This is a genomic window from Streptomyces sp. NPDC127084 (assembly GCF_042724175.1).
In the GTDB taxonomy this organism is placed as follows: Bacteria; Actinomycetota; Actinomycetes; order Streptomycetales; family Streptomycetaceae; genus Streptomyces.
The window spans coordinates 1-26,148 of the sequence record NZ_JBHXFA010000012.1 but is presented as its reverse complement, the minus strand read 5'-3'; the positions used below and the strand labels follow the sequence as shown (position 1 = coordinate 26,148).

Here is a 26,148-nt window from a genome sequence, read left to right as displayed (position 1 = left end):
ACCTTGTGGTCCTCCCGGCCCCTTCGCATGGCCTTTGTCCCCAGGCCTCTGTCCTCAGGCCCGGCTGTCAGGCTGTCACATGTCCCGCTTCGGCTGCTTCGGCCGCCACACCACCAGCGCGCTCGCCTGCTGCACGTCCTGGTACGGCACCAGGTCGCGCCGGTACGACGCGTGCACCTGCGCCTCGCGCTGCTGCATCGCCGCCGCCGCGCCGTCGACCGCCGCTGACAGCTCGGCGACCCGGGCCTGGAGCGCCGCGACCTGGTGCTCCAGCTCGATGATGCGCTTGATGCCGGCGAGGTTGATGCCCTCGTCCTGGGACAGCGCCTGCACCTGGCGGAGCAGTTCGATGTCCCGCGCCGAATAGCGCCTGCCCCGGCCGGCCGTGCGGTCCGGGGAGACCAGGCCGAGCCGGTCGTACTGCCGCAGGGTCTGCGGGTGCAGACCGGAGAGCTGGGCCGCCACCGAGATGACGTACACCGGTGTCTCGTCCGTCAGCTGGTATGGATTACGGCGTCGGCCGTCCCTCTCCATGAGGTCACGCTCCCTTCGCAGCCTGGAACAGTTCTGCCCGCGGATCGGCGTCCGCAGTCGCCTTCCGGTAGGCCTCCAGAGCCTCCCGTGCCTCTTCGCCGAGCTGTGTCGGCACCGCGACCTCCACGGTGACCAGCAGATCGCCGCGGGTGCCGTCCTTGCGTACGGCGCCCTTTCCGCGGGCTCGCATCGTACGGCCGTTGGGCGTACCGGCGGGCAGCTTCAGCGTGACCGGGGGGCCGCCGAGGGTCGGGACCTTCACCTCGCCGCCGAGGGCCGCCTCCGTGAAGCTGACCGGCACGGTGACGGTGAGGTTGTCGCCCTTGCGGCCGAAGACCGGGTGCTCGTCGACATGGACGACGACGTACAGGTCGCCGGCCGGTCCGCCCCGCTCGCCCGGGGTGCCCTTGCCGCGCAGCCGGATGCGCTGCCCGTCGGACACCCCCGCCGGGATGCGGACCTGCATGGTGCGCGAGGACTTGGCACGGCCGCTGCCGTGGCAGATCTCGCACGGGTTCTCGGCGATCAGGCCGCGGCCCTTGCAGTCCACGCAGGGGTCGGTCAGCGAGAACGAGCCGCTGCCGCCGCGCGAGACCTGCCCGGTGCCGACGCAGGTCGGGCACACCCGCGGGGTGCCGTTCTTATCGCCGGTGCCCGAACACGCCTTGCAGGGCTGCTGGCTGGACATCCGCAGCGGGACCGTGGCCCCGTCGACGGCCTCGGTGAAGCTGAGCGTCACCTCGGACTCGATGTCCTGGCCGCGGCGCGGCTGGGTACGCGTACCCGCGCCCGCACCCCGGTTGAAGAGACCGCCGAAGACATCGCCGAGTCCGCCGCCGCCTCCGCCGCCGAAGCCGCCCGCGGCACCGCCGCCCTGGGCGCCCCCGAAGAGGTCGCTCAGGTCGAAGTTGAAGGTGCCGCCGGCGCCGGGCCCACCGGCCCGGAAGCCACCGTTGCCGAAGAGCGCGCGGGCCTCGTCGTACTCCTTGCGCCGCTTGGCGTCACCGAGCACGTCATTGGCCTCGGAGATCTCCTTGAAGCGCTCCTCCGCCTTGGCGTCGCCCTTGTTGGCGTCCGGGTGGAACTCGCGGGCGAGCTTCCGGTACGCCTTCTTGATCTCGGCGTCGGTGGCGTCCTTGGGGACGCCGAGAACCTTGTAGTAGTCCTTCTCCACGAAGTCCTTCGTGCTCATCGACGTCCCTCCTTCCGGACCCGTCCTCGTACGTAATCGATCACGTCAGCCCTCGTCCGGGCCACCGCTCTCCTCGTCGGCCGACTGCTCTTCCTGCGCTCCAGCGGCGGGCGCCGCACCCGGCTGGGGCTCGGCCACCGCGACCCGGGCGGGACGGATGGTCCGCTCCCCGATCCGGTAACCCGGCTGGAGGATCGCCACACAGGTCGTCTCGGTGACGTCCGGTGCGTACGAGTGCATCAGCGCCTCGTGGACCGTCGGGTCGAAGGGCTCGCCCTCCTTGCCGAACTGCTGCAGTCCCATCTTGGCGGCGACCGTCTCCAGGGACTCGGCCACCGACTTGAAGCCGCCGACCAGCTCGCTGTGCTCACGGGCGCGGCCGATGTCGTCGAGCACCGGCAGCAGCTCGGTGAGGAGCTGCGCGACGGCGATCTCCTTGACGGTGATCCGGTCGCGCTCCACCCGGCGGCGGTAGTTCTGGTACTCGGCCTGGAGCCGCTGGAGGTCCAGGGTGCGCTCGTTGAGCGCGGTGCGGACCTGGTCCAGCTGGGCCGTCAGGCCTGCCTGGGCGGTGCCGTTCTGTGCTGCGTCCCCGGCCGGGGCCGCCCCCTCCTCCGCGGAGGGGGCGGTCTGCGCCGCGTCTTCGGGAGTGGCGCCGGAGGGGACGTCGGGCTTCTCCTCGAAGCCCGGGGTCTCCTCAGACATCAGGCAGCGCCGCCCTTCTGGTCCTTCTCGTCGTCGACGATCTCGGCGTCCACCACGTCGTCGGCGTCGTCCGCCTTGGCCTGCCCGGCACCGGCACCGGCGTCGCCGGCAGCGCCCGCCGCCTGCGCGTCGGCGTACATGGCCTGGCCCAGCTTCTGGGAGACGGCCGCGACCTTCTCGGTGGCGGTGCGGATCTCCGCGGTGTCCTCGCCCTTGAGCTTGTCCTTGAGCTCGGTGAGCGCGGTCTCGACCTCGGTCTTGATCTCGCCCGGGACCTTCTCCTCGTTGTCCTTGAGGAACTTCTCGGTCTGGTAGACGAGCTGCTCGGCCTGGTTGCGGGTCTCGGCGGCCTCGCGGCGGCGGTGGTCCTCCTCCGCGTACTGCTCGGCCTCCTGGCGCATCCGGTCGACCTCGTCCTTGGCGAGCGAGGAACCGCCGGTGACGGTCATCTTCTGCTCCTTGCCCGTGCCCAGGTCCTTCGCGGTCACGTGCATGATGCCGTTGGCGTCGATGTCGAAGGAGACCTCGATCTGCGGGACGCTGCGCGGGGCCGGCGGGAGGCCGGTGAGCTCGAACATGCCGAGCTTCTTGTTGTACGCCGCGATCTCGCGCTCGCCCTGGTAGACCTGGATCTGCACGGACGGCTGGTTGTCCTCGGCCGTGGTGAAGATCTCGGAGCGCTTGGTCGGGATCGTGGTGTTGCGCTCGATCAGCTTGGTCATGATGCCGCCCTTGGTCTCGATACCGAGGGACAGCGGGGTCACGTCGAGGAGCAGGACGTCCTTGACCTCACCCTTGAGGACACCGGCCTGGAGGGTGGCGCCGATGGCGACGACCTCGTCCGGGTTCACACCCTTGTTGGCCTCCTTGCCGCCGGTCAGCTCCCGGACGAGCTCGGCGACGGCCGGCATACGGGTCGAGCCACCGACGAGGACCACGTGGTCGATCTCGGAGAGCTGGATGCCCGCGTCCTTGATCACGTTGTGGAACGGGGTCTTGCAGCGCTCCAGCAGGTCGGCCGTGAGCTGCTGGAACTGGGCGCGGGTGAGCTTCTCGTCCAGGTGCAGCGGGCCCTCGGCGGACGCCGTGATGTAAGGCAGGTTGATCGTCGTCTCGGTGGAGGACGACAGCTCGATCTTCGCCTTCTCGGCCGCCTCGCGCAGACGCTGGAGCGCCATCTTGTCCTTGGACAGGTCGACACCGTGGCCGTTGGCGAACTGCTTCACCAGGTAGTCGACGACGCGCTGGTCCCAGTCGTCACCACCGAGGTGGTTGTCACCGTTGGTGGCCTTCACCTCGACGACACCGTCGCCGATCTCCAGCAGCGAGACGTCGAAGGTACCGCCACCGAGGTCGAAGACCAGGATGGTCTGGTCGTCCTTGTCGAGGCCGTAGGCGAGCGCGGCGGCGGTCGGCTCGTTGACGATGCGCAGGACGTTGAGGCCCGCGATCTCACCGGCCTCCTTGGTGGCCTGGCGCTCGGAGTCGTTGAAGTACGCCGGGACGGTGATCACCGCGTCGGTGACCTTCTCGCCCAGGTAGGACTCGGCGTCGCGCTTCAGCTTCTGCAGGATGAACGCGGACATCTGCTGCGGGTTGAAGTTCTTCCCGTCGAGCTCGATCTTCCAGTCCGTGCCCATGTGGCGCTTCACGGACCTGATGGTCCGGTCCACGTTGGTGACCGCCTGGCGCTTCGCGACCTCGCCGACCAGCACCTCGCCGTTCTTGGCGAAGGCGACGACGGACGGCGTGGTCCTGGCGCCCTCTGCGTTGGTGATGACGGTGGGCTCGCCGCCCTCCAGAACGCTGACGACGGAGTTAGTCGTGCCCAGGTCGATGCCGACCGCACGTGCCATTTCGATTCCTCCATAGGACTTGAGTGCAACTGGCTCAAGGATGCACGACTCCCCTCGGCGAGTCAACAGACCTGAGTCGATGCGACTCAACTATGGTGCGCGCACATCAGCGACGCAGACCCTTCCGGCCGCCCCGGGCGCGGCCTGCGCGCACCTCGACCTTCACCGTGCCATGGTTCTCGCAAAAGCACCCGAAAAGATGACAGAACGGACAGGTGAGCCAGGTGAGAGGCATGCGCGCGCGGCTCACGCGCCCGATGAGGCCCCCGCATCCGGTGCGGCATCCTCGCGCGGTCCACCCCGCGCATCGCCCGGTGCGGCACATCCGGCTCAAGCGTCTTCTCGACGTGGTCGCGGGCACCGCCCTGCTGCTCATCACCGCGCCCCTGCTGGCCGCTGCCGCGGCCTGGTCGGCGGTGCCGCCGCGCCGCCCCGGCGGCCCGTACACGCAGGAGACCAGGACAGGACTGCACGGGCAGGCCATCGTCATCCGCTCCCTGCGCTCCCGCCGGCTCCGCCTCGACCTGCTGTCACGGCTGCCCCATGTGGTGCGCGGCGAGCTGTCCCTGGTCGGCCCCGCCGCGCTGGCGCCGGACGATCCGCGCGCGGCGGCGCCCTGGCGGCAAAGCGTCAAACCCGGCCTGACGGGACTCGCGCAGCTCGCCCGGCACTCCGCCATGCCCTGGTACGAGGCCGCACTGCTGGACCAGCACTATGTGGAGCACCTGGGGGTGCGACTGGACCTGGCGATCCTGCTGCGCACCCCTGGCGCGATGCGCGGACGCGACCGGGTGCATCCTGGACGGCGACGGCGTAAGCGGCACGGCCCACGACCCCGCCCCACCACTACGTACTCAGGGTGACCTGAGCGACGCAGATCACCGCTTGCGCAACTACAGTGCGGCGGAATATGTGGGTAGTCTCAGCACGGACTGAATAAGTTACCGCTTAGTAGGCATCGCGTCTGGTAAGCGCCGGATTCCCCACCTCGCAGGCCCGAGGAGCCCCACATGCAACTCGCCGCGATCATCGTGTCGCTGGTTCTGATCGTGGTAGGCGTGGCCCTGTTCGGCCGCGCCATCCTCCAGATCTACACATTCCTGCGGCTCGGCCAGAACGTGCCCGCGGGCATGCGCACCGACAACCCGTACCAGCGCACCGTGACCCTGGTCCGTGAGTTCGTCGGCCACACCCGGATGAACCGCTGGGGCGTCGTCGGTGTGGCGCACTGGTTCGTGGCGGTGGGCTTCTTCACCCTGCTGCTGACGATCGTCAACGCCATCGGCCAGCTCTTCCAGGCCGACTGGCTCCTGCCGATCGTCGGCGAATGGGCGCCGTACAACGTCTACGTCGAGTTCATGGGCACCATGACGGTGCTCGGCATCCTCGCGCTGATCGTGATCCGCCAGCTGAGCAGGCCGGACAAACCGGGCCGCAAGTCCCGCTTCGCCGGCTCCAACTTCGGCCAGGCGTACTTCGTCGAGACGGTCATCCTCATCGTCGGCGTCTGCATCTTCATGCTGCACGCGCTGGAGGGCGCCCAGCACCACGTGGACAGCTACGAGGCCTCGTTCTTCATCTCGTACCCGGTGGTGGCGTGGCTGGAAGGCCTGGACGTCTCCACGCTCCAGAACCTCACCTACTTCTTCGCGGGCCTGAAGATCGCGACCTCCTTCATCTGGATGATCACGGTCTCCCTGAAGACCGACATGGGTGTGGCCTGGCACCGCTTCCTCGGCTTCCCGAACATCTGGTTCAAGCGCAACGCCACCGGTGAGACCTCGCTGGGCGCGCTGCTGCCGATGACGTCGGCCGGCAAGCCGATCGACTTCGAGGACCCGGGCGAGGACGACGTCTTCGGCGTCAGCCAGGTGGAGCAGTTCTCCTGGAAGGGCATCCTCGACTTCTCGACCTGCACCGAGTGCGGTCGCTGCCAGTCGCAGTGCCCCGCCTGGAACACCGGCAAGCCGCTCTCCCCGAAGCTGCTCATCATGTCGCTGCGCGACCACGCGCACGCCAAGGCGCCCTATCTGCGCGCCGGCGGCGGAAAGACCATGGAGGGCGAGGAGAAGGCCACCGAGGAGCAGCTCGCGTCGGTGCCCGCCGCGGCGCTGGCCGAGGCCGAGCGCCCGCTGATCGGTACGGCGGAAGAGAACGGCGTCATCGACCCGGACGTGCTGTGGTCCTGCACCACCTGCGGTGCGTGCGTCGAGCAGTGCCCGGTCGACATCGAGCACATCGACCACATCGTGGACATGCGCCGCTACCAGGTGATGATCGAGAGCGCCTTCCCGTCCGAGGCGGGCACGATGCTCAAGAACCTGGAGAAGAAGGGCAACCCCTGGGGTCTGGCCAAGAAGCAGCGCCTTGAGTGGACCAAGGAGGTCGACTTCGAGGTCCCGGTCGTGGGCAAGGACGTCGAGGACCTCACCGAGGTCGACTACCTGTACTGGGTCGGCTGCGCCGGCGCCCTTGAGGACCGCGCCAAGAAGACCACCAAGGCCTTCGCGGAGCTGCTGCACATCGCGGGCGTCAAGTTCGCGATCATGGGCGGCGAGGAGAAGTGCACCGGCGACTCGCCGCGCCGCCTCGGCAACGAGTTCCTGTTCCAGCAGCTCGGCGCGGAGAACGTGGCCATGCTGAACATGGCGTTCGGCGAGGATGACGAGGACGAGTCGACGAAGAAGCCGAAGTCGGCGAAGAAGATCGTCGCGACCTGCCCGCACTGCTTCAACACCATCGCGAACGAGTACCCGCAGCTCGGCGGCGAGTACGAGGTCATCCACCACACCCAGCTGCTCCAGCACCTCATCGACGAGGGCAAGCTGATCCCGGTGACGCCGGTCGAGGGTCTGATCACGTACCACGACCCCTGCTACCTGGGCCGCCACAACAAGGTCTACACCCCGCCGCGCGAGATCATCGCCAAGGTGCCGGGCCTGCGGAACGAGGAGATGCACCGCCACAAGGAGCGCGGCTTCTGCTGCGGCGCCGGTGGTGCCCGCATGTGGATGGAGGAGCGGATCGGCAAGCGCATCAACACCGAGCGGGTGGACGAGGCGCTGTCGCTGAACCCGGACATCGTGTCCACCGCCTGCCCGTTCTGCCTCGTCATGCTCACGGACTCCGTGAACGGCAAGAAGAACGAGGGCAAGGCCAAGGAGAGCCTCCAGGTCGTGGATGTGGCGCAGCTGCTCCTCGACTCCGTCAGGACGCCGGTGGACCCGGCGGGCGAGGCGGAGACGCAGAACGAGCCGGAGCCGGAACCGGTGAAGTAGCCACTGCGTCCTACGTTCCGTAGCGCCGCAGCACGTAAGCGGCCGGACCTGCCTCGGGGGCAGGACCGGCCGCTTTCGCTTGTGCCGCTTCCGCTTGTGCCGCTTCCGCCGCCTACCGGGTGCGGTACGTCTGGATCGGGTTGCCGTGGAAGTCGTACACCCAGCCGCTGCCGCCGCGCCTGCCGTCGATGACGACGAGCAACGGCGTCCGCCGGTCGGGGACGAGCCGGTACGTCCAGGCGCCGTACAGGGCGGTGCGGTACCGGGCCGTCAGGGCGCCCAGGGGGCGCCCGGTGCTCGACGACACCTCGGCGCGGGGCTCACCCGACGCGTCGGACCCGATCAGCTTCACGGCCCGCCCGTCGGGCATCACCACACCGGCGGAAGCAGTGCCGGTACGCGCCCGTGGCTCGGCTGCGCGCTCGATCCAGGACACCACGTTGCCGTCGGGCAGCAGCATCACGCGCAGTTCGCCATACCGCCCGAGCACCGGGGCTCCGGTGCTTTCCAGAACACCCACCCGGGTGCCGCCGTCGCGAATGTCGGCGCGGTGGTGGTTCGGGCCCAGCTTGTGGACGCGGGCGACCGACCCGTCGGCGAGCCTGGCGGCCCGGACGTCGCCGGTCGCGGTGTGCGTCGCCCCCCGGTACGCGTCCGAGCCGATGCCGGAGCCGGTGCCCGCCTCGGCGAAGGCCGCCCCGGCCGGAAGGACCAGGGCCACCGCGGCTCCGGCGGCGACGGCGGTGCGGGCGGCGATAGGGAACGTACGTCGGGTGACGTGCATGGGATGACTCCTGCGTGGGAACAGCTGACCACCCCGACGCTAAGCACCTCACATTGAGGTCATTTCACACACATGTAACAGTCATCGCGATAAACCAGCACAGTTGGACGAATCTTCCGCACGTGACCCATCACCCAGTGCTGAACCATTGGCCAAAGCTCCTGGTGTGCGCATGATGAGGCGGCTGGTTTCCCGTGAAAGAAGACGGAGTCGTGGTGCGCCGGATACGCAACACCGCCCTGGCGCTGGCGAGTGTGCTGCTCGCGGGCGCACCACTGGCGGCCTGCGGGCTGATCCCCCACCCCGCCACCACACCGTCAGCCACCACCGCCTCCGGCTCCGGTCCATCCTCGCTCGCCGGTGCCGCGGCGCCCGCCCTTCCCGTACCGCACGGCAGCGGAAGCGGCGTCCCGGAGGACTTCAACGGCGACGGCCACCGCGACCTCGTCCTCAACAACCTGGTCAAGGCCCCGGGCAGCGGCCACGACGACGACGCGGGCCTCGGGATCGTCTACGGCACCGCCAAGGGCGCCCCGGACCCCGCCGTACGCCGCCTCCTCACCCCGCGTGCGAACGGCGCGAAGGTGAAGGGCGTGCTGCCCTCGGCCTTCGACGCCGTGGCGGCCTGCGACCTCGACAAGGACGGTTTCAGTGATCTCATCGTGGCCACCGACCCCCCGTACAACGGTGTCGGACGCCCGCCCGTCCCGCTCCAGCTGCTCTTCGGCAGCCCCTCGGGCCTGGGCTCGGCAGGCGGCAAGGCCGTCGTACTCCGGATCCCGGAACAGGCGCGCTACGGCAACGAGTGGCCAGACCACCCCGTCTGCGGCGACTTCGACGGCGACGGCTACGACGACCTCGCCGTCACGGCGTCCGGCGGCCGCGTGAGCTTCCTGCACGGCCCCTTCACCCGTACGGGCGCGCCACGCGCCGCGGCCAAGCCGATCCCGGGCGCGGGCCCGGTGCTCGCCGCCCCCTCGCCGAAGGCCGACGCGAACGGCGACGGCTACGACGACCTCGTCCACTCCACCCGCTCCCTCGCCCTGGCCGGCAACGCGGCCGAGGGCAAGCTGCTGCTGGGCGGCGAGGACGGCCCGCGCACGCCGGGGGGCTCGTACACCTTCAAGGCCGTACGCGTCCCGGCGGCGCCCGCGCTGCCGGCCGGGGAGTCATCGCCCACCACGGACCTGCTGCGCTACGCGGACTTCGACGGCGACACACGGCCAGATGTGGTGACCCGCACCCACCGGGGCGAGAGCGCCGACGTGATCGCGTTCTACCCGGCGAGCGGTGACGGCTCGCGGCCCACGGCCACGTTCAGCACGGCGGTCTTCCTCCAAGAGCCCTTCAGGGACACCCCGTAGGGGATGTCACAGCTCCGCAGCAAAGCCGCTCCGTATCCGGACCAAGGCCACCGGACCGCACAGGACCAGGTACGTTCGAATACGTGGCTGGATTCAGGATCGGACGAGGACGGGGCAGCGACAACCGCCCTCCGCAACAGCAGCGCCCGCAGCAGGCGCCCCCACCGCCGTATGGCCCGTCGCACGGCCAGTACGGAGGCGCCCAGGGCGCGCCCGCGTACCCCCCTCAGCAGCAGTGGCCCCCGAACGGCGGCGGCCACCCGCGCCAGGGGCGGGCCCCGCACGGCGAACCGGAGTACTTCGGCGACCCTCACCCCGCCGCTGACCCGTACGCCGACAACCCCGGCCACACCAGGGCTTTCAGCATCAACGAGGACCCCTACGGACACGCCGCGACGTACCACGCCGGCTCCGCCTCCGCCCCCGTCGGCCCGCGCCTGCACTGGAAGGAGCTGCTCCGCGGCATCGTGATGCGCCCCGGCCCGACCTTCCACCAGATGCGGGACTACCCGGTGTGGGGCCCGGCGCTCACCGTCTCGTTCCTGTACGGGCTGCTCGCGATCTTCGGCTTCGACCAGTCCCGCGAAGAAGTCATCAAGGCACCGTTCACGACCGCGCTCACCTCTGTGCTCATCACGGGCGTGTTCTTCGTCATCGGCAGCCTGATCCTGGGCACCGTCACCCACACCCTGGCCCGCCAGCTCGGCGGCGACGGCTCCTGGCAGCCGACGGTCGGCCTCTCCATGCTGATCATGCCCCTGACGGACGCCCCGCGGCTGGTCTTCGCGATGTTCCTGGGCGGAGACAACCCGCTGGTACAGGTGGTGGGCTGGGCGACCTGGCTGGCGGCGGGTGCGCTGTTCACATCGATGGTGAGCAAGTCGCACGACCTGCCCTGGCCGAAGGCGCTGGGAGCGTCGGCCATCCAGCTCATCGCGCTGCTGGCGATCATCAAGCTGGGCACCATCTGAGCACCGAACGCCGCTCATCCCTCAGGCCCCTGGCTCCCCGTCAGGGGCCTGAGGCTTTCCGCCTGGCAGAGCGGGCAGGAGCCGATGTCTCGTGCGGCGGGGAGCCCTACCCTCAGTCGGCAACCGAGATGGAGCGGCTTCGCCGGGCCATGTGAGCGGAGCCCAGTGAGATGAGTGGACCCCAGCGGCAGGCTGCCGCGGGGGTCCACTCATGGATTCGAGACTCACCGCGTCCGGTTCAGGCGTCGAGAACCTGGCCCTCACGCCGCACGAGGGGCGGCTCGGCGCTCCACGGGAAGTTGATCCAGTCGTCGGTGCGCTTCCAGACGTACTCGCACTTCACGAGGCTGTGCGGCTTCTCGTAAATGACTGCGGAACGCACCTCGGCGACATGTTCGAGGCAGAAGTCGTGCACCAGCTTCAGCGTCTTGCCGGTGTCGGCGACGTCATCCGCGATGAGGACCTTCTTGTTCGAGAAGTCGATCGCGTTCGGCACCGGCGCCAGCATCACGGGCATCTCGAGCGTGGTGCCCACACCGGTGTAGAACTCCACATTCACGAGGTGGATGTTCTTGCAGTCCAGGGCGTAAGCCAGTCCGCCGGCGACAAACACGCCACCACGGGCGATGGACAGCACGACGTCCGGCTCGTAGCCGTCATCCGCGATGGTCTGCGCCAGCTCGCGAATCGCGCCGCCGAACTTCTCGTACGTCAGGTTTTCCCGTATCTGCGTCATGCCCGTCACACTTGCGTCCGATGGAAATTCATAAACGACCGGGAGGCCGTCGGCCCCCGCTGCCCCTGATAGCGGGACCCGTACTTCTCGGAACCATAGGAATGCTCCGCGGGCGAGCTCAGCCGGAACATGCACAGCTGGCCGATCTTCATCCCCGGCCACAGCTTGATGGGCAGCGTGGCCAGATTCGACAGCTCAAGCGTCACATGCCCGGAGAAACCGGGGTCGATGAAGCCCGCCGTCGAATGCGTGACCAGACCGAGCCGCCCGAGCGAGCTCTTGCCTTCCAGCCGGGACGCCAGATCGTCCGGCAGCGTGATGACCTCGTACGTCGATGCCAGCACGAACTCACCCGGGTGCAGGATGAACGCCTCGTCGCCCTCCGGCTCGACCAGCCGCGTCAGGTCCGCCTGCTCGACCGCGGGGTCGATGTGCGGGTAGCGGTGGTTCTCGAACACCCGGAAATAGCGGTCGAGCCGCACGTCGATACTCGAAGGCTGCACCAACGACTCATCGAACGGATCAATACTCACCCGCCCGGCGTCGATCTCGGCCCGGATGTCCTTGTCTGAGAGAAGCACCCCCCGAGGATACGCAGAGCGCGCGGCCCCGCCCCAACCGGGCGCCACCACGCGCTCCCGCCGTTACCGCCTCACTGCCCCCGGCGCTGCTCCACAAGCCCCAGCGGCCCCCGCAGCTCCACCGGCACCGCATGCCGCAGCCGAGCACACCGGGGACACCGGATGAGCCGACCAGGGCCGATCCGGTCGGCGCCGAGCTGCTGCATCGGGAACGACGAGGTAGTGAACACATGCCCTTCGGCACAGCGGACGACGGTGCGATCGATCGAGTCCATCGGGTCCATCAAGTCCCTTCCCCAACACGCGGACGAGATAGCCACATTAGGGGATCAACGGGACACCACTCCACGCGCCGCACCGCTCCCCAAAGGTACGCCCTCCGGAGCCGGCTCCCACACGAAAACCCACCGGCTTCATGCACCGAGGGGCTCATATGGGGTACAGTGTGCAACGATGCGAAGGCCGATCGATCGGTCCGCTTCGCGGGTGTAGTTTAATGGTAGAACATGAGCTTCCCAAGCTCAGAGCGCGAGTTCGATTCTCGTCACCCGCTCCAAAAGAAAGCCCCAGGCCACAGGCCCGGGGCTTCTTTGTTGTCTAGACCGCCCTAGGCGTCGCGTGCCCGTTCCGTGCCCGATGCCTGATCGTCGGGCACGTCGTCGGCCTTTTCACGCTCGGCCCGGACGCGGGCGTCGATGCCCCCGGCCACCTCCTTCTGCCGCTCCAGGTTCGAATGCTGATAGATCAGCGCGGCCCGCTCGGAGGACTGCCCGGCACGGACCATCGTGTCCTTGAGAGTGGCGCCGGACTGGGTCGAGAGCGTGTGCCCGGTGTGACGAAGATCGTAGAAACGGAAGTTCTCCGACAGTCCGACCTTGGTGCGGGCCTTGCGCCACTTCCGCCCGAAGGTCGAGCGGCGGAACGGCTTGCCCTTCTCCCCCACGAACAGCAGCCCGTCCGGCGTCTTCTCTGCGTACCAGGACAGGTGGCGCTTCAGGTCCTTCTCCATGAAGGCCGGCAGGACGAGGAATCTCTTGCCCGCGTCCGACTTGGTAGCGCCGGGCACCCGCCGTCCAGTGGTGAGTTCCGGCTCGGCCGTGCGCACCCAGATGCCGACGTTCTCCAGGTCGACATCGCGGCGCCTCATCGCAGCCTGTTCCTCCGGCCGCGCCGGGCCGTACGCGGCGATGTACACCATGAGGCGCCAGCGGGGCCCCAAAGCGTCGGCAATCGCGTCGACCTGGGCGACGGTGGCTGTCGGACGCTCCTCCGCGGATTCCTTGCCCGCACCCTTGATGCGGCATGGATTCCGGCGGATCAACTCGTCGTCTGCAGCGGTCTGCAGGATGGCCTTCAACAGCCGGTACGCCTTGGCGATCGTGGTGTCCGCGCCCGTGGCGTCGAGTCGCTCCGAGCGCCATGAACGGACGCGAGGCGGAGTGATCTCGTCGAGGTCCAGGACTCCGAAGGTAGGCAGGATGTGGAGTCGGAGCAGCCGCCGGTACAGCTCGTCCGTTGTCGGCGAGAGACGGCGTTCCTTGACCCACCGATACGCGTACTCCTCGAAGTTGACCGCCCCTGCATCCGGGTCCACCCAGTCGCCGCGGCGGACCTCGGTCTGCTGCTCTGCGAGCCAGTCGTCAGCGTCTCCCGTTGTCGCGAAGGTGTGCGGCGCCGGGCGGTCGATCCCATCGGGCCCGAGGTAGCGAGCCTGGTACCGGCCCGAGGGCAGCTTGCGGATGCGCCCGAAGCGACGCTTCCTCTTCGCGGCCATCAGGCAGCCCTCCCGTAGCACGATCGGCGTCGGCGGATGGGGTGGACGGTGTTGCCGTCGATGTACGCGTCCAGCACGCTCTCCGCGATCCGCACGTGACGCCCGACCTTGACGAAGGCGATCCGGCGTTCGGCAATCAGCCGACGAGGAAAGCGCACGGTGGTGCCGAGACGTTCGGCGGCTTGCTCCACGGTCAATAGGTGGTCGCTCAAGACTGTTCTCCTTCCGAGGCGAGTGCTTCGCGGGCCGATTCGCGGTTGAGCGGGTTGTCGACGTGGCCGATGGCCGCGAGTCGACAGGTAGGCGGCGGAATGACTGCGGTGACGCTGTGACAGCTGTGACTGGTCATTGCTGTCCCCCGTTCTCGGACGGCACGACGTAGCCGCCGTCCTTCCTGATGAGCTGGACGTCCTTGGCCATCCGCGAGCAGGTCTGGCGGACGAGGTCCGGTTCCAGACCCGTGCCCTCGGTGATGGCCTTCGGCCTGGCCCCGGGGTTCGCGCGGACGAAGCGCAGGATCGTCGCGCGGGTGTCGCCGATGGTGTGGTCGGCGGCGGGACCTTCGAGGAGTTGCCAGGCGCCGGCTTCCGCGTAGAAGCGGAGCGCGTACTCGGCCTCGTCCACGTCGCGGCCGGTCACGTGGAGGACGCCGTCGGCCTGGCCGCGGGAGCGCTTCAGGACGAGGGTGGCGTCAGCGGCGCCCGCGAGGCCGTTCGTGCCGGAGACCTCGGCGAGGAAGTCGTCCGATCCGGCCTTGCGCACATGGTGGACCAGGACCATGGCGACGCCGTAGTGGTCCGCGATCCGCTTCGCGTGTCCGACGGCGGCGTAGTCCGCGTCGTATGCCGAGGCGCCGGGGGTCGAGTGTCCGCGCATCTTCGCGAAGACGTCGATGACGACCATCCGTGCCTCGGGGTTGCGGTCGAGCCACTGGGCGATCGCCTCGTTCCCGCCCTGTGGCAGCGGCGGGCAGGAGGTCGCGAGCGTCAGTGTGGCCGGGGCGGGTCGGCCGCCGAGGATCTTCCCCATCCGGGTCTGGAGTCGGCGCGGGGTGTCCTCCAAGGCGAGGTACAGCACTGGGCCGCCTTCGACCGGGATGGTGTCCATGGCGGTACCTCCGCCCGCGACCGAGAGGCCCAGTCCCAGGGACAGCCAGGACTTGCCGACCTTGGGCGGCCCGGCAAGCAGGTTGACGCCCTCGGCGAGGATCCCGGGAACGGCCCACTTGGGCTCAGGGAACTCCGTCGCCATCAGCTCGTCGGCCGTCCAGGCGGTGCGGATGCGCTGCTGGGCGGGCTGGAGTGGCTGCGGCTCCGGGGCGGGGTGCGCGGAGTACAGATGGGGCGTGGTGTCGGGGTTGTCGGTCACTTCGCCTCATCGCTCTCTCGGGTCTGCGCCGCGATCCACTTCGCGGCAGCGGAGCAGGAGGGGAAGCCGTCCCGTGCCCGCTCCCAGCGAATTGCGCCAATCCCGTATGTGCCGTTCGGCGTCGGCATTGCGACGGCCGAGAACTGCTTCCCGCCGCGCGGCCCGCGCCCTTCGTGGATCTCGCCGACCACGTCTGATGCCGTCAGCCGTCGCGGTTTGCCGCGAGTGACCAGGAACTCGTGGGGCTCGGCGTCGAACCAGGGCTGCCCTGGCCACAGGTAGAGACCGGCCGCCTTGCGCGGAGCCTCGCCGAATCCGGTCTCCCGGGTGGTCGTACGGTGGTTCCCGCCGCTCTCGCCGCTGATGACATGGGCGACGTGGCAGGCGAGGCAGACCACCCGCACCGCCGTACGCGGGTACGAACCCCCGTGGTCGCAGTCCTCGTTCGGGCAGGTGTGCCTCTCGGTCGCGCCACCGTACGACGAGCGGCAGTGCTCGTCCTCGCGTACGTCGACCGTCCACGACGGTCGGGGGCAGGCCGGGCCGTGGGGCAGCTCCCGCCAACCGAGGTAGGTGTCCTGAAGGCTGAGGTTCACGCTGCCCTCCTGGTGACGGTGCGGGGCTTGCGCGCACCGGCGCGGAGTCCGGAGGCGATGGTGCGCAGGGCCTCCGACTCGCGCAGGCCCTTCACCGCAGCGGCGGCGGCGAGCTTCGCCGTCACACCGCCCTCGGGCAGCTCTCCACCCGCTACGAGCTGCCCGAGCGCCACGGACGCCTGATAGAGGGCGTTGTTCCGGTTGCCGTTGACGGCCCGTGCGATCCGTTGGACCTCCCCGGCGACAGCAGCCGCGAGGTAGCGGTCGAGGCCGTTGACGGCGAGCAGCGACACGTCCAGCGGCTCCTGCGGCGGCAGCGGCGCCGGAGCGAGGAGCTTCGCCAGCCAGCTCGGGAGCGGCGCCGGAGGTGCGTCATGGACGACCTGGTACGAGCGGCCGTCGACTGTGCTGCCGGCGGCGACGACGTAGCCGCCGTTCGCCCGGGTGTCGATCTTCCTGCCGAGCCTGCCCGCCGTGTTCCGCAGCGCGGTACCGGTCGGGGCCGTGAAGTAGAGGTGGAGACCTCCGCTGACGGTCCGGACGGTGTACGTGTCGGAGGGGTAGCGCTCGCCGTGTTCCTCGGCGAGCAGGCCGAGCGCGTCAGCGCCGTCGGTCACGCCCGCCGGGGTCGCCGCAGGCGGGCGGTCGCCCTCGTCCTTGGGGACGTCCAGATCCACGACGACCAGACGCGAAGGGCCAGTGGCGACCCCGAGGTTGTAGGCACCGGCCGACCAGCAGCGTGTGAGCCGGGCAGGGTCGGTCGTGGCGCGGGACTCCCACGAGCGCACAGCAGGGCGCTTGCCGTCCGGGACGAGCGGGAAGATGTGCCAGCCCCGCTCAGCGGCCTGAAGGACTGCCGGGGGTGGGGTGAAGTGGTGCATCCTGATGGCACCTCCTGATTCCTTGGATGGGATGGGGAGGACCGGGGCAGCGGGCTTCGTTGGCCCGTCGACCGCTGCCCCGGTCCGATTCAGTGGTTCTGTGCGAGCCGCCGGACGCGGTACTCCTCGCGGACGTACGCCCGGCGGTTCCCGGCGGCGGCAAGGTGACCGCCCGGGGATCGACTGCGGAGCTCCCGCCTACGAGTCCAGGTCCGGGATCGCGTTGGCGAGGGCGGCCATGAACTGGTCGATGGCCGGCGCGGCCGGGGTGTGGGAGAGGTAGTAGCCGAAGAGCACCGCGACCACGGCCGCGACACCTCCGACCGACTTCGAGCGGATGAGCAGGAAGAGCAGGACGCCGAAGAGGAGCAGGGCGGAGATCGTGAAGGTCAACGTCGGGCCTCCGTTACGGGAGTTCGGGCGAGACTGCCGGGCAGGGTGGCTCGGTGTCGGAGGTGGCGGCGTTGGCCGCGAGTCCGAGCAGCAGACCGAACAGCGCGAGGTACAGGACTCGGCGCATGAAGTCCTCCTTGTCTCAGCGGGCGGCGTCGCGGTGCAGCCGTGCGACGGCGTTGTAGAGGCGGCGGCCGATCCGGAAACGCTGTCCGTAGCCGTCGCAGCGACGGCAACTGCGACCGCGCTTGAGCCGCCCGCTGAGGCGGGAGACGCGGACCTGGGTTCCCCAGCCGCCGCACTTGCGGCAGGCGCCGAGGGGGCTGGCCGCGCACAGGGCTGTGTAGCTGAGCGTGATGAACAGAAGAATGATGACGAGGTCGAACCACATGGGCATGGAAACCCCTCTCCAGGCTGGTTTCTGGGGTTGTTCATGGAGTGGTGCTAGGCACTAGTGCGCAGTTCAGAGGCCGTTGAGGTCGCTAGCGGGGGTGCTAGGTCTAGCGGGGTGACCCGCTAGGTCCAGCGGGCGCGAGCGGCTAGGCCGCAGCGGCTCCGCCGTCACGTTCGGCGATGGCCTTGAGGATGTCGGCGCGTTTGATGCCGCGCCTGTTCGCGCCCTTGCCGTCCTCCGCCGTGCCCCACACCTGGCCGGTGCGGACGCCGTACGGCTTGAGCGCGAGGGTCAGCTGCTCGCCCGTCCAGTCGCCGTACACGCCGGGCCGCAGCTCGGCGAGGGCGGCGACGGCCACCTCGTTCCAGACCTTGTGGCTGGTGTCGGGGATGGCGGCGATGAGATCGGCAAGCAGGTCGTACGACGGGGACTCCGGGCCCTCGGGCTGGTCGCCTGCGGCATGGCCCGCGAGCGTTCCGGCACGCTCACGCAAGGCACGGGCCCGGAGCGCGATGCGGTCGGCCTCCACCGCGTCGATGAACGCGGACCGTACGATCCGAGCGTCCGCGCCTTCGCCGAGGAAGTAGCAGACGCCCTTCTCGGACCAGGCGAACAGGGTGGCCCGTACGCCCCGTTTGTAGGCGCCGGTGCCGAGCACCATGTCGTTCTCGACCTGGCCCATGACCTTCAGGCACCAGCGGGCGGAGGCGTTGGCGCTGATCGGCTTCGGGATGCTGTCCTTGTCCGGCCGCTGGGTCGCCAGCAGCAGCACAATGCCTGTCGCCGGACCGCGCTTGACCAGGTCGACGCAGATCTCCTCGAACTCCGCGCCGTGCTTGTCGTGCTCGAACCAGACCTGGCACTCGTCCACACCGATGACGATCGGGTGCAGTCCGAGCGAGCGTTTCGACGCCAGCTCGGTCGTCACCTTGGACTCGGGGCAGATGTCCTTGGGCAGGGACCGGATCACCTTGGCCCGCCGCCGCATCTCCTCCCGGATCTGCCTGAGGTCGGCGATGGCGTACTCGATGTCCGCCTCCTCCTCGCCTGCCCGGTGCCGGTAGCCCACGCGGTCGCCGACCGCGTCGAGGTCGCCAGTGCCCTTGAGGTCGTACGTGTGGAGCTCCGCGCGCACATCGAGCGCGGCGATGAGGAGCAGCAGGCGGAGCAGGAAGGTCTTGCCCATCCGGGGGATCGCGCCGATCACGCCGGCGATGAACATCAGCGTGATGCCGACCCACCGGCCGCGCTGGTCCGTACCCCAGTCGATCGGCCGGAAAAGGTCCACGGTGCCGGACTTGGCGAGCGGCCAAGGTACCTGCCGGGTCTTCGAGAGGTCCTGGTCGCCGACCCACAGCCGGAGGTGCCCCGTGTGCTCGTCGGTGACGGACTCCGGCCAGACGCAGCCGAGAGGGCGGCGCAGACCGGACGCCAGACGCTCGCGCCGGTCGGCCACGTCGGTCACGGTGACGCCGTACGGGAGGTCCCCCTCCGCGAGCCAACCCGGGCCGTCGCGGGTGATGGGCGCGGTAAAGGTGAACCCGGGGCCGCCCTTGGCCTGGTCCTGGTTGATCGCCGGGATGCCGAGGGAGCCCAGGGCGCGGAGGACGATATCGCTCGTGAGCTTGGTGGCCTTCGGGATCTCGACGGCCCGGTTGATGACCGGAGCGTCGGCCGACTGTCCCAGCCGACCGAGTGTCAGCACTCCGGTCACCATCGCGAGCGCGGTCAGCCACCTCGGGGCGAGGACGTAAAGGGCCAGGGCGACGATCGGCCCGACGGTGCCCGCGACGAGTGACACGATCGTCCGCCACCGGACCCGGCGGTCACGCTGCCGGGAGAGTTTCAAGTAGTCGCCGACGTCCTCACGGCTGGCGGCGTCCTGCCGCAGCGGCTCGCCTTCGGCGTCCGACACCCAGCGCATCACGTTGCCGAGGAACCGGGCGGCTCCCAGCGGAGCCTGCACGGTGAGCCGGAGCGCGTACCAGGGCGTTCGTACGGAGTGATAGGCGGCTACATGCCACGCGTACGCAGCGACGCCTTTCCCCGCGGTGGTGAACTCGCCCCATGACCGGGCCCATGCGGGGATTACAGGGCGCCGTTTGGAGCCGAGGACACGGTCCACGAGTCCGGGGCCCGAGGAGCCGCCGGGCCGGTCCACCATGATCGTGTCGGTCGGGTCGGCCGACTCTCCCGGCTCTGGGCGAGTCGACTCAGCGGAGCCACCGGGCGTCGGTGCTCCGCCCTTCGACGCGGGCGCCGGCTCCGGGGAGTGGGAGGCGACCTCCTTCTCCAGTCGCGCGAACAGTTCGCGCTCGTGAGCGTCACCGCTCTCGTGTTTCACTGACGTTCCTTCCTGTCAGACGGGAGGGACAGCCGGGCCTGGCCCTACCCGCCAAAGCAGCGGCCGGGCCCGGCGAAACAGGTGGGGACTTCGGTGTCAGACACCGGCCGGATCGGGAAGCATCTGCTCCTCGCGTTCGGCTTTGAGTACGTCGCGAAGCCGACGTGACCGGTCCTGGCTGCAACCGACCGCCTTGCGGATGCGTTCGGCATCCAGGCGCTCATACGGCCAGTCGGCGGTCTCCGCGCGGCCCTTGCTGAGTGCTTCGTCCCAGCTCATGCGGGGACTGCTCTTGTCGTGCCGGGCGCGGCGACGCGGCCGGGGCTCGCGGCGTTCGGGCTCATCCGCGCCGGGCTCTTTGTCTGAGGGCATCCCGGGGTCGAGTTCGCCCATCCGGAGAAGTACGAGGTCACGGCGCGGCGCCCGCGAGCGCCATCGGCGTCCGTACCGCTCGCGCAGTTCGGCGCGGGCGAGCAGGCGCCGCTTCTCCACCCGCAAGGCCTCGCGGTAGTCGGTCAGCTCCCAGAGCACCATGCGACGCCAGAGCGCGAGCGTCGTGCGGGGTGCGAAGAGCCAGCGAGAGCGCCGGATACGTTCCATCCGCCGACCCGTGGCCGCGCCGATCCGCACGGCGTACCCATGGGCGACGATTTCGCTGAGGACGACCCACAGAAGCGGCATCGTCCCGTGAGCGATCCGGGCGGAAAGCGAGGAGCCGGCCGCGATGTTCAGCCAGCACGTGACGAGCGTCAGCGCCCACGGCACCGCGCGCACCCAGGCCAGCGGCATGCCGAACCTGATGAGCAGAAGGTTCGCCGCGGTGAAGACCGGGATCGCGAAGTCGATGCCGATCGGCAGCATCCAGGACTGGGTGAAGCCCCACCGCTCCGCCGTCTGGGAGACGGAGTTGAACGAGGAAGCCAGCCCGAGGCCGCCGACTCCGGCACCGGCGGGGGCGACCGCGCAGAGCAGTAGGCGTTCGCTTCTCGTCAGCGGCGGAAGGGGCGCGGTGTGCGGTGCTCCCCCGTTCACGCGGCCTTCCTCGACCACGGGGGGTGGGGTGCCGTGACCCCGTCCCTCAGCTGCACGACACTCATCAGCTGCTCGGCATAGAGCGTGTTGAGCACCGACACCTCATCGATGTCACTCGACTCGCGCAGTTCCGCCAGCACGTCACCGGCTGCGGCGAGCCGGACTGCGCGCTGTTCGGGGGTCTCGTCCGGCATGCCGAGGAACAGCTCGCGGAAGTCCTCGGGCATCGGGATGTCGAACTCGAACCCGTAGGCCAGTTCGACGAATTCAACGGCGTTCACGGCCTCTTGGCCGCCAACGTACGTACGCATCGACCTCTCCTGAGTCCTGGATGCGGGCTTGGATGGGATGGGAGAGCCGAGGTCGGTGGGCATCGCGTGGCCCGTCGGCCAACGTCCTCGGCTGAGAAGTGCGAGGGGCCGTCAGACGCGGAAGCGGCGAGGCCCGGTCAGGCGCACCCACGACTGGAATGTGAGCTTCACGGCGGTGCAGCAGCCGAGGCCCGTGAGGAAGGCCAGCGACCAATCAGCGGCGAGCTCCCAGGCGGAACGCCAGCCGACCACAGCGGTGGCCAGGGCGAGCACGGATACGACGGTGTGGGCAGCGGTCGGCGGTCGGCTGTGGCGAGCCACGAGGTCCAGGTCATAGGGCGCTGCCAGCCGTATGCCTCCGCCCGGGAGCCGGAGGGCGACGAGGTTGCCTTCCACGCTGGTGGTCAGTCCGGCCACGGTGGCAAGGGCCATGTCGCTGCGGTCGCGGACGACATCGCCGATGGCGAGCTGCATGGATACCTCCTTGGAACAGATGACGGGCCCAGGGCGGAAGCCCCGCCCAGGGGTTGGCGCCGTTTCGGACGGCGGCGCCGAAGATCAAGTGAGCTGTTCTTTCAAGGCGCGCTGTGGAGTTCTCAAGGAGCGGATGCGGCCTTCGTACTCACCCCTGCGGGCTTTCCTCCGGGCATCGGGCAGAGCAACTCCTAAAGAGTTCCTGTCCTCAAGACCTCTTTAGGAGTTGATTTGGACTATGACGTACGAGCTCCCCGGTCGTCAAGACCTCTTAAGGAGTCGTATGCTGGCGTCGCCCCTCGATCAGGAACGGTGAGCACCACATGGCCAAGGCGTACGAGAAGATCGCCGACGAGCTGCGGGAAGCTATCCGCGCAGGTCAGATGCGCCCGGGTGACAAGCTTCCGGCCGAGACCGCGTTGGCCGAGCGGCACCGGAAGAGCGTCCCCACGATCCGCGAGGCACTACGCCTTTTGCAGGACGAGGGGCTCATCGAGAAGCAACACGGCCGGGGCAACTTCGTCCGCCAGCCCCGCACTCGCGTCCTGCGCACGAACCTGCGCCATCAGTGGGAGAAGAACCGCGCACGCGAGCCCGAGCGGGAGCGACTCCAGACCGGCGCCACGGAGCACGACACCGGCCTCCAGGTGAACGACCTCGTCTTCAGCGCCTCCTACGGGGAGGCCAAGGCGGACAGGGGTCTGGCCGAGGCCTTCGGGGTATCCGAGGGCGCATCGCTGGTCGAGCGGGTCTACCGGACGCGGTACGCGGCGGAGACCGCGCCCTTCGCCCTGGTGAGTTCGTACCTCGTACGCGACATGGTCGCCGTGAACCCCGACCTCCTGGACGAGACGAAGGAGCCGTGGCCCGGCGGCACCCAGAACCAGTTGCTGACGCTTGGCATCGAGCTCGACCGCATCGAGGAGCGGATCACCGCCCGCCCGCCGACGCCCGAAGAAGCCGAGGAGTTGGAGCTCCCTCCCGGGACGTCGGTCATCGTCCTGCGTAAGACCTCGTACGACACCGACGACCGCGCCGTGGAGATCTCCGACGTCACGCTGCCCGGCGACCGCACGGAACTCCTGTTCACCACTCCCCTGGAAAGGTGGTGAGTGCCGTGGCCCGGCGCGTCATCATCGTCACCGCTGTCCACGCCCCGTCGGCGCAGTTCCTGCCGGACGCGTACAAGTCGATCTGCGAGCAGGAGCTCCCCGACGGCTGGGAATGGCGCTGGATCATTCAGGAAGACGGGAAGACGGACCAGGTCAGCCCGCATGTCCCCGACGGCGACGAGCGGGTGGTCTTCCGTCAGGGGCGGTCGGGCGGCCCCGGCGTCGCACGCATGATGGCCATGGCCCATGCCGACGGTGACTACGTCAAGGTCCTGGACGCCGACGACCAGTTGGCACCGGGTGTGCTCGCCCGGGATCTGGCCGCGCTCGAAGCGGACGCGTCGATCGGCTGGGCGACATCACGCGTGCTCGACTTCCTGCCCGACGGCTCGACCGCCGGTTTCCCGGGCGACCCCGACGCCGGCCCGATCGAGCCTGGCGAAGTGCTGGAGTACTGGAAGGCGAACGGCTTTCGCGCCCAGGTGCACCCGGCGACCCTCTTCGTGCGCCGTGACCTGCTCCTCGCCCTGGGAGGTTGGATGGCGCTTCCGGCATCCGAGGACACCGGGCTGCTGATGGCCCTGAACGCGACGAGCCGTGGCTGGTTCTCCCCGGAGGTGGGTCTCCTCTACCGCAAGTGGCCTGGACAGGCGACGAGCCAGCCCTCCCACACGGAGGCCGCCGAGCGCGACGCGCGCATGGCGGTCGTGGAGGCGAGGGCGCGCGCGCTCGCAAGCCTGGACTGGTGCTATCCGGCGCAGCGCTGACTGAGAGGGTCAGGGGAAACAGGGTCCGCAGCGCCCGGTCACGAACCGCTGTCGGCCGATGAGGCCATCTACGGTTGCACGGGGGTGGTCCTGTGTCCGGCTCCTAGCAATTGCTCAGTGCCGGCGAAGAGCTGCAGCGCATCTGGGGCGAGCAGGACGTTGTCCGGTAGTCGCTTGCCGTTGCTGTACGCCGATGGAGTACCAGGGGCACCGGCGTCCTCGTAGGCCTTCTGGGAGGCGGCCACAAAGTCCGCGTACTTCATCTCCTGAACCGCGGAGTCGAACGCCGGGCTGCGGAGGCCCTTCACGCGCGATGCCATCGCGAGCAGGAACTTGTCGGTATAGCCGTCGGTCTGCTCCGCTGGCTGGTTACGGAAGAGCATGGCGTGGTATTCGGCGAACTTGCCCTGTTCCAGCGCAGCGCGTAGTGCGTTGGCTGCCTTCTTCGAGCCGGTGCCACCAAGTCGGTCGTCAAGGAAGGAGGCCAGAGTGTACTCGGCCCGCACTTCCTTTCCGAGTGTCATGTCCAGCAACGCGGGACCCGAGCCGTTCACCTCGAACTGCCGACAGACGGGACAGCGCATGTCCTCGTACAGGTGAACGGGCGTCCGGCTCGGATCCCCCACGACGATCGTGGTCCCGTCCGGCCCCAGGGACTCTGGCAGGTCCTCAATCACGGCATATGGGTGGCGGCGTTCGCGCTGCGCCGCATTCGTCTGGTCACCGCAAGCTGCCGTGGACAGCCCCAGCAGTGCGACCGCCATCAGTAGGCGGCGGATTCGTCCGGCTCTCACGAAAGGTCCCTCCCCTTGATACGCGGGGAGACTTTAGCGGCGGACCGGGACCTCGTAGACAACCTCGCAGTGCGCAGCCGGTACGACGACCGCTGGCCGGAAGCCTGAGCGCGCTATGCCAGACCGGCCAGAGCGTCCAGGACATCGGCCGTGAACTCGCTGCCCCTCCTCTGCTGGAGCACCGTGAAAGCCCACAGGCTGACCGTGGCCGCGGTGATTGCCTCGTACAACCATTGGCCGCCTCTCCTGGTCTGGTGCTTCGACTGTCGGGCGGGCAGCGGACGCCTGCGGTTGTCACCGGTTCTCTCAAACCCCACGTCTGTCCAGGTCACGATGTGTTGTAACGTGCTCATGCGGTCGACCCAACGGCTGCTCTCTGCGCAGCCGCGGTCATCGCCACCGCCGGTGGGGGGCGGGGGTGTCGTTGGGACCGGTTACGTGAGCTTCGACGGCACCTCGTTCGGCGTGCCGAAGGGTCGTGCCTGGTTCGGGGCTGCGTGAACGGCTAAGAGTCGCGGCGCGGGGGGATCCGCCCCACTCGACACACTGCATGTATTCGATTTTCAGGCGGGGCCGGTGGGGGCCGTCTCGTCATCAATTGGGGGGTTCGATGAGTGTCAAGGCGCTCACTGCTGCCGCGGTCTGTGCGGCCACTGTCCTTGGTGTCACCGCTGTGGCACCCGCAGCGACCGCGGCTGGATCCGCACCGCGGGCCGCCGTGAGCGGCGGCGGGACCGCGGGGACTGACAAGGCGGACTTCAATGGCGACGGCTACCCGGACCTCGCGATCGGCGCGCACACCGCCACCGTGGCTGGTTTCAAGCGGGCTGGCGTGGTCACCGTCGCCTACGGCTCCGCCACGGGCTTGCGGTACGAGACGGCCTCGGTCATCAGCAAGGCCACGCCGGGCGTCCCCGGCGAGCCCGTCGAGGGTGAGCGGTGGCGCGAGGTCAGCGGCCACGGCGATCTGAACGGCGACGGATACGACGACCTGGTCGTCCGCTGGGCCAATAAGAGCATGGTGCTCTGGGGCAGCAAGGGCGGCATTACCGGCGCCACCACCACGTCCATCGCCGCCTACGGCGGCTTCGGAGTGGGCGACGTCAATGGCGACGGCGTCGACGACGTCGTCAGCAGCAGCACCTTCGGCAAGGAACACGGCCTTAGCGTCTTGCTCGGCCCGATCAACCGGACCACGGGCAGGTCGGCACGCGTGTGGTACCGCGACATCGAGAAGTTGGACAAATTCAACCCCTCCGAGGTCTACGTCGGCGACACGACGGGCGACGGCGTCGACGACATCGTGGTCAGCGGCTGGTACGGAAGCCGCACGCATGGCGGTGTGGTACTCAAGGGCTCGGCAAAGGGCCTGGTCAAGGGCACCGCTTTCAACGAGCCTTACGCCTCCCTGGGCAACAGCTACACCTTCGGCGACCTGAACAAGGACGGCCGCCAGGACCTGGTCACCGGCCATCCCGATGGTTACCTGGGGAAGATCCATGTGGCCTACGGCAGCCCCGACGGCCTCACAGACGCCCGCTCCTACACCCAGGCCAGCAGCGGAGTCCCGGGGATCGACGAGGCAGGCGACCAGTTCGGCTCGGCCGTGGCCATCGGCGACACCGACAAGGACGGCTACGACGACGTGGTCATCGGCGCCTCCTACGAGACCGGCTCCGACCCGGCCACCACCGCGAAGTCGGGCGCGATCACCGTGCTGCGCGGCAGCGCGTCCGGGCTCACCACCAGCGGGGCCGCCTCGTTCACCCAGAACGCCGTCGGCATCCCCAGCACCTCGGAGAACAACGACCACTTCGGTGCCGCGCTGGCCCTGATCGACACCGACAAGAACGGCAGCCCCGAGCTCTACGTGGGCGGCAACGGCGAGGACGGCTACCGGGGCCGGG

Annotated in this window: 27 protein-coding genes and 1 tRNA gene; 8 read left to right on the top strand and 20 right to left on the bottom strand. The window is 69.1% G+C overall.

The genetic code is table 11. The annotated features are described in order from the left end of the window. Nucleotides 1-75: 75 nt before the first annotated feature. The 4 genes from ACFWI9_RS04995 to dnaK are packed head-to-tail and all read right to left on the bottom strand — an operon-like array spanning nt 76 to nt 4,287. Nucleotides 76-534, bottom strand: coding sequence for a heat shock protein transcriptional repressor HspR (locus tag ACFWI9_RS04995; RefSeq protein ID WP_387159106.1), 459 nt, complete (start codon nt 532-534; stop codon nt 76-78). Nucleotides 535-538: 4 nt separating this feature from the next. Next, nucleotides 539-1,726, bottom strand: a complete 1,188-nt coding sequence (dnaJ, locus tag ACFWI9_RS04990) for a molecular chaperone DnaJ (protein ID WP_387159105.1) — start codon at nt 1,724-1,726, stop codon at nt 539-541. A gap of 45 nt (nt 1,727-1,771) precedes the next feature. Next, nucleotides 1,772-2,431, bottom strand: coding sequence for a nucleotide exchange factor GrpE (grpE, locus tag ACFWI9_RS04985; RefSeq protein ID WP_387159104.1), 660 nt, complete (start codon nt 2,429-2,431; stop codon nt 1,772-1,774). Next, entirely contained in the window at nt 2,431-4,287 is a 1,857-nt protein-coding gene (dnaK, locus tag ACFWI9_RS04980) for a molecular chaperone DnaK (RefSeq protein ID WP_387159103.1), read from the bottom strand. Before dnaK ends, grpE begins: the two co-directional genes overlap by 1 nt. A 233-nt stretch (nt 4,288-4,520) precedes the next feature. Between dnaK and ACFWI9_RS04975 the strand changes: the two genes are divergently transcribed. Both ACFWI9_RS04975 and ACFWI9_RS04970 read left to right on the top strand, forming a co-directional pair. Further along, nucleotides 4,521-5,150, top strand: coding sequence for a sugar transferase (locus ACFWI9_RS04975; protein ID WP_387159102.1), 630 nt, complete (start codon nt 4,521-4,523; stop codon nt 5,148-5,150). 147 nt (nt 5,151-5,297) lie between these two features. Further along, nucleotides 5,298-7,565 (top strand): heterodisulfide reductase-related iron-sulfur binding cluster, encoded by a 2,268-nt coding sequence (locus ACFWI9_RS04970; protein ID WP_387159101.1) that lies wholly within the window; start codon nt 5,298-5,300, stop codon nt 7,563-7,565. Nucleotides 7,566-7,677: 112 nt separating this feature from the next. Here the strand turns inward: ACFWI9_RS04970 and ACFWI9_RS04965 are convergent, their stop codons facing one another. After that, nucleotides 7,678-8,349, bottom strand: a complete 672-nt coding sequence (locus tag ACFWI9_RS04965; RefSeq protein ID WP_387159100.1) for a hypothetical protein — start codon at nt 8,347-8,349, stop codon at nt 7,678-7,680. A 194-nt stretch (nt 8,350-8,543) separates the two neighbouring features. Between ACFWI9_RS04965 and ACFWI9_RS04960 the strand changes: the two genes are divergently transcribed. Beyond that, nucleotides 8,544-9,713 carry an FG-GAP repeat domain-containing protein gene (locus ACFWI9_RS04960; RefSeq protein ID WP_387159099.1) on the top strand — a complete coding sequence of 390 codons (1,170 nt, stop codon included), beginning with the start codon at nt 8,544-8,546 and terminating at the stop codon, nt 9,711-9,713. Between the two features lie 83 nt (nt 9,714-9,796). Beyond that, on the top strand, nt 9,797-10,684 hold the full coding sequence (locus tag ACFWI9_RS04955) for a Yip1 family protein (protein ID WP_387159098.1): 888 nt from the start codon (nt 9,797-9,799) through the stop codon (nt 10,682-10,684). 238 nt (nt 10,685-10,922) lie between these two features. Here ACFWI9_RS04955 and ACFWI9_RS04950 read toward each other — a convergent pair whose 3' ends face one another. From ACFWI9_RS04950 to ACFWI9_RS04940, 3 genes are all read right to left on the bottom strand, one after another. Further along, entirely contained in the window at nt 10,923-11,420 is a 498-nt protein-coding gene (locus ACFWI9_RS04950; protein ID WP_387159097.1) for a phosphoribosyltransferase, read from the bottom strand. A gap of 5 nt (nt 11,421-11,425) precedes the next feature. After that, the gene (dcd, locus tag ACFWI9_RS04945) at nt 11,426-12,001 is read right to left on the bottom strand and encodes a dCTP deaminase (protein WP_387159096.1); all 576 of its coding nucleotides are present in this window, start codon (nt 11,999-12,001) and stop codon (nt 11,426-11,428) included. 71 nt (nt 12,002-12,072) lie between these two features. After that, nucleotides 12,073-12,276 carry a hypothetical protein gene (locus ACFWI9_RS04940; protein ID WP_387159095.1) on the bottom strand — a complete coding sequence of 68 codons (204 nt, stop codon included), beginning with the start codon at nt 12,274-12,276 and terminating at the stop codon, nt 12,073-12,075. A gap of 207 nt (nt 12,277-12,483) precedes the next feature. On the opposite strand from ACFWI9_RS04940, the gene ACFWI9_RS04935 reads away from it, so the two are divergent. Continuing rightward, a tRNA-Gly gene (locus ACFWI9_RS04935) sits at nt 12,484-12,557 on the top strand. Nucleotides 12,558-12,608: 51 nt separating this feature from the next. On the opposite strand, the gene ACFWI9_RS04930 is transcribed toward ACFWI9_RS04935, so the two are convergent. From ACFWI9_RS04930 to ACFWI9_RS04880, 11 genes are all read right to left on the bottom strand, one after another. Continuing rightward, nucleotides 12,609-13,775, bottom strand: coding sequence for a tyrosine-type recombinase/integrase (locus ACFWI9_RS04930; RefSeq protein ID WP_387159094.1), 1,167 nt, complete (start codon nt 13,773-13,775; stop codon nt 12,609-12,611). Next, the gene (locus ACFWI9_RS04925; protein ID WP_387159093.1) at nt 13,775-13,987 is read right to left on the bottom strand and encodes an excisionase family DNA-binding protein; all 213 of its coding nucleotides are present in this window, start codon (nt 13,985-13,987) and stop codon (nt 13,775-13,777) included. The genes ACFWI9_RS04930 and ACFWI9_RS04925 overlap by 1 nt, the downstream gene beginning before the upstream one ends. Nucleotides 13,988-14,120: 133 nt before the next feature. Next, nucleotides 14,121-15,143: an AAA family ATPase gene (locus ACFWI9_RS04920; protein WP_387159092.1), complete on the bottom strand. Its 1,023-nt coding sequence runs from the start codon at nt 15,141-15,143 to the stop codon at nt 14,121-14,123. Further along, entirely contained in the window at nt 15,140-15,739 is a 600-nt protein-coding gene (locus tag ACFWI9_RS04915; RefSeq protein ID WP_387159091.1) for a hypothetical protein, read from the bottom strand. Before ACFWI9_RS04915 ends, ACFWI9_RS04920 begins: the two co-directional genes overlap by 4 nt. Then, a complete protein-coding gene (locus tag ACFWI9_RS04910) occupies nt 15,736-16,620 on the bottom strand; it encodes a bifunctional DNA primase/polymerase (RefSeq protein WP_387159090.1) in 885 nt (294 codons plus the stop codon). The genes ACFWI9_RS04915 and ACFWI9_RS04910 overlap by 4 nt, the downstream gene beginning before the upstream one ends. A gap of 198 nt (nt 16,621-16,818) precedes the next feature. After that, nucleotides 16,819-17,013 carry a hypothetical protein gene (locus ACFWI9_RS04905; protein ID WP_338677559.1) on the bottom strand — a complete coding sequence of 65 codons (195 nt, stop codon included), beginning with the start codon at nt 17,011-17,013 and terminating at the stop codon, nt 16,819-16,821. 142 nt (nt 17,014-17,155) lie between these two features. Beyond that, nucleotides 17,156-17,410 (bottom strand): hypothetical protein, encoded by a 255-nt coding sequence (locus ACFWI9_RS04900; protein ID WP_387159089.1) that lies wholly within the window; start codon nt 17,408-17,410, stop codon nt 17,156-17,158. Between the two features lie 142 nt (nt 17,411-17,552). Then, the gene (locus ACFWI9_RS04895; protein WP_387159088.1) at nt 17,553-19,751 is read right to left on the bottom strand and encodes a cell division protein FtsK; all 2,199 of its coding nucleotides are present in this window, start codon (nt 19,749-19,751) and stop codon (nt 17,553-17,555) included. A 96-nt stretch (nt 19,752-19,847) separates the two neighbouring features. After that, nucleotides 19,848-20,783, bottom strand: a complete 936-nt coding sequence (locus ACFWI9_RS04890) for a DUF2637 domain-containing protein (RefSeq protein ID WP_387159087.1) — start codon at nt 20,781-20,783, stop codon at nt 19,848-19,850. Then, nucleotides 20,780-21,094, bottom strand: coding sequence for a hypothetical protein (locus tag ACFWI9_RS04885; protein ID WP_387159086.1), 315 nt, complete (start codon nt 21,092-21,094; stop codon nt 20,780-20,782). The genes ACFWI9_RS04890 and ACFWI9_RS04885 overlap by 4 nt, the downstream gene beginning before the upstream one ends. 111 nt (nt 21,095-21,205) lie before the next feature. After that, nucleotides 21,206-21,568, bottom strand: a complete 363-nt coding sequence (locus ACFWI9_RS04880; protein WP_387159085.1) for a hypothetical protein — start codon at nt 21,566-21,568, stop codon at nt 21,206-21,208. Nucleotides 21,569-21,891: 323 nt separating this feature from the next. Here ACFWI9_RS04880 and ACFWI9_RS04875 point away from each other — a divergent pair, with 323 nt between their 5' ends. Continuing rightward, a complete protein-coding gene (locus ACFWI9_RS04875) occupies nt 21,892-22,680 on the top strand; it encodes a GntR family transcriptional regulator (RefSeq protein WP_387159084.1) in 789 nt (262 codons plus the stop codon). Nucleotides 22,681-22,685: 5 nt separating this feature from the next. After that, the gene (locus tag ACFWI9_RS04870) at nt 22,686-23,447 is read left to right on the top strand and encodes a glycosyltransferase family 2 protein (protein WP_387159083.1); all 762 of its coding nucleotides are present in this window, start codon (nt 22,686-22,688) and stop codon (nt 23,445-23,447) included. Nucleotides 23,448-23,515: 68 nt separating this feature from the next. Here ACFWI9_RS04870 and ACFWI9_RS04865 read toward each other — a convergent pair whose 3' ends face one another. Next, nucleotides 23,516-24,241, bottom strand: coding sequence for a DsbA family protein (locus ACFWI9_RS04865; RefSeq protein ID WP_387159082.1), 726 nt, complete (start codon nt 24,239-24,241; stop codon nt 23,516-23,518). 610 nt (nt 24,242-24,851) lie between these two features. Here ACFWI9_RS04865 and ACFWI9_RS04860 point away from each other — a divergent pair. After that, nucleotides 24,852-26,148, top strand: a 1,297-nt coding sequence (locus ACFWI9_RS04860) for an FG-GAP-like repeat-containing protein (protein WP_387159081.1), incomplete at its 3' end; no start/stop codon positions are given.

Bases quoted from the DNA above. Each gene is read 5' to 3' on its own strand.
- grpE (WP_387159104.1), bottom strand. From the start codon at position 2,431: ATGTCTGAGGAGACCCCGGGCTTCGAGGAGAAGCCCGACGTCCCCTCC.
- ACFWI9_RS04875 (WP_387159084.1), top strand. From the start codon at position 21,892: ATGGCCAAGGCGTACGAGAAGATCGCCGACGAGCTGCGGGAAGCTATC.
- ACFWI9_RS04970 (WP_387159101.1), top strand. From the start codon at position 5,298: ATGCAACTCGCCGCGATCATCGTGTCGCTGGTTCTGATCGTGGTAGGC.
- ACFWI9_RS04950 (WP_387159097.1), bottom strand. From the start codon at position 11,420: ATGACGCAGATACGGGAAAACCTGACGTACGAGAAGTTCGGCGGCGCG.
- dnaK (WP_387159103.1), bottom strand. From the start codon at position 4,287: ATGGCACGTGCGGTCGGCATCGACCTGGGCACGACTAACTCCGTCGTC.
- ACFWI9_RS04885 (WP_387159086.1), bottom strand. From the start codon at position 21,094: ATGCGTACGTACGTTGGCGGCCAAGAGGCCGTGAACGCCGTTGAATTC.
- ACFWI9_RS04910 (WP_387159090.1), bottom strand. From the start codon at position 16,620: ATGCACCACTTCACCCCACCCCCGGCAGTCCTTCAGGCCGCTGAGCGG.
- ACFWI9_RS04995 (WP_387159106.1), bottom strand. From the start codon at position 534: ATGGAGAGGGACGGCCGACGCCGTAATCCATACCAGCTGACGGACGAG.
- dnaJ (WP_387159105.1), bottom strand. From the start codon at position 1,726: ATGAGCACGAAGGACTTCGTGGAGAAGGACTACTACAAGGTTCTCGGC.
- ACFWI9_RS04965 (WP_387159100.1), bottom strand. From the start codon at position 8,349: ATGCACGTCACCCGACGTACGTTCCCTATCGCCGCCCGCACCGCCGTC.
- ACFWI9_RS04880 (WP_387159085.1), bottom strand. From the start codon at position 21,568: ATGCAGCTCGCCATCGGCGATGTCGTCCGCGACCGCAGCGACATGGCC.
- ACFWI9_RS04900 (WP_387159089.1), bottom strand. From the start codon at position 17,410: ATGCCCATGTGGTTCGACCTCGTCATCATTCTTCTGTTCATCACGCTC.
- ACFWI9_RS04975 (WP_387159102.1), top strand. From the start codon at position 4,521: ATGCGCGCGCGGCTCACGCGCCCGATGAGGCCCCCGCATCCGGTGCGG.
- ACFWI9_RS04930 (WP_387159094.1), bottom strand. From the start codon at position 13,775: ATGGCCGCGAAGAGGAAGCGTCGCTTCGGGCGCATCCGCAAGCTGCCC.
- ACFWI9_RS04940 (WP_387159095.1), bottom strand. From the start codon at position 12,276: ATGGACTCGATCGATCGCACCGTCGTCCGCTGTGCCGAAGGGCATGTG.